General features: G+C 66.6%; 6 protein-coding genes. 5 read left to right on the forward strand and 1 reads right to left on the reverse strand.

The genetic code is table 11. The features are described 5' to 3' along the window. Positions 1-37: 37 nt before the first annotated feature. From tsaB to tsaD, 3 genes are read left to right on the forward strand one after another with little or no spacing between them, the layout of a single operon-like run. A complete protein-coding gene (tsaB, locus tag CH276_RS27290; protein ID WP_032397505.1) occupies positions 38-709 on the forward strand; it encodes a tRNA (adenosine(37)-N6)-threonylcarbamoyltransferase complex dimerization subunit type 1 TsaB in 672 nt (223 codons plus the stop codon). Continuing rightward, positions 706-1,197: a ribosomal protein S18-alanine N-acetyltransferase gene (rimI, locus tag CH276_RS27295; RefSeq protein WP_032397504.1), complete on the forward strand. Its 492-nt coding sequence runs from the start codon at positions 706-708 to the stop codon at positions 1,195-1,197. The genes tsaB and rimI overlap by 4 nt, the downstream gene beginning before the upstream one ends. Further along, positions 1,194-2,231 (forward strand): tRNA (adenosine(37)-N6)-threonylcarbamoyltransferase complex transferase subunit TsaD, encoded by a 1,038-nt coding sequence (tsaD, locus tag CH276_RS27300; protein ID WP_032397503.1) that lies wholly within the window; start codon positions 1,194-1,196, stop codon positions 2,229-2,231. Before rimI ends, tsaD begins: the two co-directional genes overlap by 4 nt. On the opposite strand, the gene CH276_RS27305 is transcribed toward tsaD, so the two are convergent. Then, positions 2,216-3,844, reverse strand: coding sequence for an Hsp70 family protein (locus CH276_RS27305; RefSeq protein ID WP_094632425.1), 1,629 nt, complete (start codon positions 3,842-3,844; stop codon positions 2,216-2,218). The two genes, tsaD and CH276_RS27305, sit on opposite strands and share 16 nt — an antisense overlap. A 533-nt stretch (positions 3,845-4,377) precedes the next feature. On the opposite strand from CH276_RS27305, the gene groES reads away from it, so the two are divergent. Continuing rightward, a complete protein-coding gene (gene groES, locus CH276_RS27310) occupies positions 4,378-4,677 on the forward strand; it encodes a co-chaperone GroES (protein ID WP_008718149.1) in 300 nt (99 codons plus the stop codon). Positions 4,678-4,774: 97 nt separating this feature from the next. Next, on the forward strand, positions 4,775-6,388 hold the full coding sequence (groL, locus tag CH276_RS27315) for a chaperonin GroEL (RefSeq protein WP_032397502.1): 1,614 nt from the start codon (positions 4,775-4,777) through the stop codon (positions 6,386-6,388). Positions 6,389-6,522 lie beyond the last annotated feature (134 nt).

Raw genomic sequence — 6,522 nt, forward strand, 5'->3', positions numbered from 1 at the left:
GCGGCCGAATCCCCAGTGACGGGTAATCTGAAATATCGTGCTTGTACTTGCCGTCGACACCTCGACCCCCGCCGTCACCGCAGGTGTGGTGAGCCTGACCGAGTCCACGGCCGGTGCAGCGACCACGACGCTCGCCACCCGGGTTCGAGTGGACGCGCGATCGCACGCTGAAATCCTGACGCCCAACATCGTCGAGTGCCTGGCCGAGGCCGACATCACCGCAGCCGAACTGGGTGCCGTCGTCGTGGGCGTGGGCCCCGGGCCCTACACCGGCCTACGGGTGGGAATGGCGACGGCTGCGGCGTTCGGGGACGCACTCGGTCTTCCGGTATACGGCGTGTGCAGTCTCGACGCCATCGCCGCAGATGTCTCCGAGCCCGGGTCGCTTCTGGTGGTGACCGATGCGCGCCGACGCGAAATCTACTGGGCGCGTTACGAAGCCGGCGTGCGGGTGGCGGGACCCGACGTTGTCGCCCCGGCCGAGCTCGATAGTGTCGGAGTCGACGCGGTCGCTGGATCGGCCCCGCATGCTGCGGCATTCGAACTTCCGATTCGTGATGTGCAGGCACCGTCCGCAGCCGGATTGGTTGCGGTTGCTGCCGCCGATATCGGCAGCGGTATCGTCCCGGGCCCGCTCGTCCCGTTGTACCTGCGCCGCCCCGACGCCAAGACGCTCGACGAGCGCGCCGCAGCGAAGGCTGCGAAGTGACGGTGTCGATCGAGTCGATGACGGCGGCGGACGCTGCTCGGTGCGCGTACCTCGAGACCGTGCTGTTCCCGGGTGACGACCCGTGGGCCGAGGATGCATTCATCGCGGAACTGGCGGCACCACACAATCATTACGTCACGGCGCGGGAGAACGGTGAGGTCGTCGGCTACGCAGGCATCTCTCTGTTGGGGCAGCCGAGCCGCGGAGCGTTCGTCGTCGGAGAGTCCGAGGTGCACACCATCGGTGTCGATCCGGCGCATCACCGCAGAGGAATCGGCGGGCGACTGCTCGACGAACTGCTGCGCGTGGCCGACGAGCACGGTGGGCCGGTCTTTCTCGAGGTCCGCACCGACAACGAGCCCGCCATCGAGTTGTACCGACGCGAAGGGTTCGAGATCGTGGGCACCAGGGCGAAGTACTACCAACCGAGCGGGGCCGATGCCTTCACCATGCGTCGGTTCGAGAAGACGGAAGGACCGGCCCGATGATCGTCATGGGTATCGAAAGTTCCTGCGACGAAACAGGAGTCGGGATCGTCCGGTGGGGCGGGGCAGGCACGTGCGAGCTGATGGCCGACGAGGTGGCCTCGAGTGTCGACGAACACGCGCGGTACGGCGGAGTGGTGCCCGAGGTGGCGTCGCGCGCGCACCTCGAGGCCATCGTGCCGACCATGCGGCGGGCTCTGGCAGCCGCGGACATCGAGCGTCCCGACGCCGTCGCGGTGACGATCGGACCGGGGTTGGCAGGGGCCTTGCTGGTCGGGGTTGCCGCCGCCAAGGCCTACGCCGCGGCCTGGGGTGTGCCCTTCTACGCCGTGAACCACCTCGGTGGGCACGTCGCGGTCGACACGCTCGAGCACGGGCCGATGCCGTCGTGCGTGGCACTGTTGGTCTCGGGTGGTCACACTCATCTGCTGCACGTGGACGATCTGTCTCGGCCGATCGCCGAGCTCGGGACCACCGTCGACGACGCAGCCGGGGAGGCCTTCGACAAGGTTGCACGGCTGCTGGGATTGGGCTATCCGGGTGGTCCGGCCCTCGATGATGCTGCGCGCGAAGGTGATCCGGCCGCGATCGCGTTTCCCCGAGGAATGACCGGCCCACGCGACGCCCGCTACGACTTCTCGTTCTCCGGGGTCAAGACGGCTGTCGCCCGGTTCGTCGAGGCCCGGCAGCGCGCGGGAGATCCGATTCCGGTCGCGGACATCGCCGCGTCCTTCCAGGAATCCGTCGCCGATGTCCTGACGATGAAGGCCGTCCGTGCGGCAACCGACGTCGACGTCGACACGATAGTTCTGGGTGGGGGTGCCACCGCCAACTCTCGCATCCGTTCGCTGATCGAAAGCCGTTGTGCCGAGCAGGGTTTGACGCTCAGAATTCCGAAGCCGCGATTGTGTACCGACAACGGGGTGATGATCGCGGCACTGGGCGCGCACCTCGTCGCGGGCGGAGCACAGCCTTCGGCCTTGACCGCAGTGACCGATCCCGGCCTGTCGGTCGCGATCAGTCAGGTGCCCGGCTGAGGGGCCTGCGCGGACGCGGCGGTGGTCTCGGACGAACGGGTTGTCGACGGCACGGCTGCGGACAGAGGCTCACTCGAGGGGGCCGGTGCAGGCGGCGACCACACCGTCGGTGGTGCCGTCAGTTCCGGCGTGGGCTCCGAACCGCTGACATCGGTGGTCGGCGCGCCGATCGACTCGGTCGGCACCGGCGTGACCTCGGTCGTCGGTACCGGCACGATCTCGGTCGTATCGCTCGGGTCCGAAGGCTCGATCGGTTCGGAAGGCTCTACCGGAATCGTGGTGACCGAGGTCGGCGGTTCGATGGGAACTGCGGTGGTGACATCGGGGGACGCAGGATTCGACGTGGGATCGATCGGCCATTCGATCTGCGGGAGATCGGGGGCCGGCCGCAGCGTCGGGGTGCTGGTCGGCACAGCGGTGGTCGTGAACCGAGCCGACGATCCGTCGCCGTCGACGGAGGTTGCCGTCGGGTCGGACCGATCGCCCGGGGCGAGCCCAGCGGTGGGGAGGTTCTCGTCGGGGGACCAGCCCTCGGTGACCGGCGTACCGGCGTCGCTCGATTCGGTCGCGTCGCGGGCGGTACTTCCGGCCGGTGAGACGTTGGGATCTTCGGCCGGTGCCATCGTCTGCACACCGTAGGCGAGTACCAGTCCGCCCGCGACGACGGCAGCCGCGATCGCACCGGAGTATCGGCTCATCCGGCTCGCGGTGTTGCGCGTGGCCGAGACGAGTTGGTACCCACCACCGACGGCCGATGCGGCGACGGCAGCAGCGCCGACGGCAAGAACGGCGTCGGGTTCCGGCAGTCGAACGACCGGGGCGTGGAACATGTCGGTGAGCGTGGACGCGAGCAGGGGAATGTGCGCCCCTCCGCCGATCAGCACGATGACCTCGGGTTCGTGAGTGCTCTCGTCGAACACCCGCCGGACGAACCGAGCTGCGGTGTCGAAGATCGGGGTCACGGCGGCTTCGAACGCGTCACGGGTGACCGTCAGCGGGATTCCGCTGTAACGCTCGATGCGGACCTCGTCCTCCTGGGAGAGGCGTTCCTTGATCGATCGGTACCTCGCGGAGCCGATTCCTCGGTTGTCGCGGATGTCGTCCCGAAGATTGTCACGGGTCATGTCCTGCACGAGGTTCTTGACGAGCACGTCGAGTGCGTCGCCGGCGACGGCGTCCGACCGGCCGTGCGCCAGTACCGTCTCGGCGGTCCGATCGGTGACGGTGACCGACATGCCCGAGGCTCCGAGATCGACCAGCGCGATCGTGTCGTACCGGTCGATCAGGCCGGTGGTCGCCAGATGCGCGGACGCGGCTGCGGACTCCGGCACCAGTCGAACGTCACGAGTGGTGTGGGCCAGCGCCGCGCGAATGCCCGCAGCGTGCTCCTCCGTGCGGTAGGTAACGGCGATCGCGTCGGGGGACCGGTGGCCGGGGATCAGGGAGGCCATGAGTTCTATGGACGAGGTGACCAGATCGCCGATGTCGGTGTTGGCTTGACGGTCGGCCGAGACCGTTCGGTACTCGACCGTGCGAGAACCGTCGGTGTCGACGGTGACGAGGGCTGCGCACACGACCTCGGATCCGGTGGATATGCCCACTCCTACCCGCATGCTTCACCTCCCGCCCCTGTGTATCTGTCGGAAATCGACTGCCCTGAGTGCCTTGTCGCGGCACAGCTGCCGATCGTTATCGTTCGTACAGCTCCGTTATCGTAACGTTACTTCGGGCTCCGGCGCGAGTGTAATAGGCCGCTCGGTCCGTTACCCGATGACTGTTCATGGCCTCCTACCTGGCCTTTCGGAGACTTCACGGAGTCCGGGAAAACAGCGAGAAACGACGTGGGTGTTCGGCGTTTCGGGCCCCGATTCAGCAGTCGTCGGATGTGCGTGGTTGCGCGAAGCGGTGGGCGATCGCCCTCGTGCCCACCCGTGCGACCACCGCGCCGCGAACCTGGCGAACCCAGCCCTTGAGTGCTGGCACTCTCGTGTATAGAGTGCTAGTTGGCACCGAGCGAAGTCCCGGCACCCGCGACGACGGGAACGAGTTCAGGCCGTGATTGTCAGAACCGCACGAGAAGTACATACACACAGCTGTCCGGGGATCCGACCCCGGGCGCGTACCCCATAACTTTGGAGGGCTCAACGTGGCGAGCGTGAAAATCAAGCCGCTCGAGGACAAGATCCTCGTCCAGGCCAACGAGGCCGAGACGACGACCGCCTCCGGTCTGGTCATCCCCGACACAGCCAAGGAGAAGCCCCAGGAGGGCACCGTCGTCGCCGTGGGCGAAGGCCGTGTCACCGAGAAGGGCAACCGCATCCCGGTCGACGTCAAAGAAGGTGACACCGTCATCTACAGCAAGTACGGCGGCACCGAGATCAAGTACGCCGGCGAGGAGTACCTGATTCTGTCGGCACGCGACGTGCTGGCTGTCATCGCCAAGTAGGCCACAACGCATCCGCCCCGGTATCCGATTTTCGTGTCGGTCCCGGGGCGGTGTGCGTTCGATCGAGTTTCTTTGCTCGAAGGAGTAACACCGAAACATGGCAAAGCAAATCCAATTCAACGAGGAAGCGCGCCGCGCACTCGAACGCGGCGTCGACAAGTTGGCCGACGCAGTCAAGGTGACGCTCGGGCCACGGGGACGCCACGTCGTCCTGTCCAAGGCATTCGGCGGTCCGACCGTCACGAACGACGGTGTCTCCATCGCTCGTGAGATCGACCTGGAGGATCCGTTCGAGAACCTCGGCGCGCAGCTGGTCAAGAGCGTCGCCACCAAGACCAACGACGTCGCAGGCGACGGAACCACCACCGCGACGGTCCTCGCGCAGGCACTCGTGCGCGGCGGTCTGAAGAACATCGCCGCGGGCGCGAACCCGATCGCGCTCGGTACCGGCATCTCCAAGGCGGCCGACAAGGTCGCCGAGGCCCTGCTCGCCGCCGCAACCCCGGTCGAGGGCAAGCAGGCGATCGCTCAGGTCGCCACCGTGTCCTCGCGTGACCCCGAGATCGGCGAGCTCGTCGGCGAGGCGCTCACTCGCGTCGGCGCAGACGGCGTCGTCACCGTCGAGGAGTCCTCGACGCTGCTGACCGAGTTGTCGGTCACCGAAGGCGTGCAGTTCGACAAGGGCTACCTGTCGCCGTACTTCGTCACCGACGTCGACGCGCAGGAAGCAGTTCTCGAGGACGCGTACGTCCTGCTGTACCGCGAGAAGATCACATCGCTTCCGGACTTTCTGCCTCTGCTGGAGAAGGTTGCCGAGAGCGGCAAGCCGTTGCTCATCATCGCCGAGGACACCGAGGGTGAAGTTCTCTCGACGCTGGTCGTCAACTCCATCCGCAAGACGATCAAGGCCGTGGCGGTCAAGGCACCGTTCTTCGGTGATCGCCGCAAGGCATTCCTCGACGATCTCGCGGTCGTGACGGCCGGTCAGGTCATCACCGCCGATGTGGGTCTGAGTCTCAAGGAAGCCGGCCTCGAGCTGCTCGGTCGCGCTCGTCGCGTCGTCGTCACCAAGGACGACACGACCATCGTCGACGGTGCGGGCACGCAGGACGACATCGATGCGCGCGTCGGTCAGCTCCGTCGTGAGATCGAGAGCACCGATTCGGAGTGGGATCGCGAGAAGCTCGAAGAGCGTCTGGCGAAGCTCTCGGGCGGCATCGCGGTCATCAAGGTCGGCGCAGCCACCGAGACCGAGCTCAAGGAACGCAAGTTCCGCGTCGACGACGCCGTGGCTGCGGCCAAGGCCGCCGTCGAAGAGGGAATCGTCCCCGGCGGCGGCTCGGCTCTGACTCAGGCAGCGTTGGCTCTGGCCGACGACCTGGGCCTGACCGGTGACGAAGCCACCGGTGTGGCCGTGGTGCGCACCGCGCTCAACGCACCGCTGTTCTGGATCGCCTCCAACGCGGGCATCGACGGTTCCGTCGTCGTCAGCAAGGTGGCAGAACTGCCGAAGGGTCACGGATTCAACGCCGCGACGCTGACGTACGGCGACCTGCTGGCCGACGGCGTCGTCGATCCGGTCAAGGTGACCCGCTCCGCAGTGGTCAACGCCGCGTCGGTTGCACGCATGATCCTGACGACCGAGAGTGCGATCGTGGAGAAGCCGGAAGAGGCTTCCGAGCCTGCTGCCGGACACGGACACGCTCACTGAAATTCGGTGACACGAGAAAGCCCCCCAACCCGAACGGCGGGTTCTAACGATCCCCGCAACACCCTCGATTTGAGGGAGTTGCGGGGATCGTGGCATGTGCTGGGTTGAAGGTGCGGTTTTTCGAGGCGTTGGAC

Source organism: Rhodococcus sp. 06-470-2 (assembly GCF_002258235.1).
Lineage (GTDB): Bacteria > Actinomycetota > Actinomycetes > Mycobacteriales > Mycobacteriaceae > Rhodococcoides.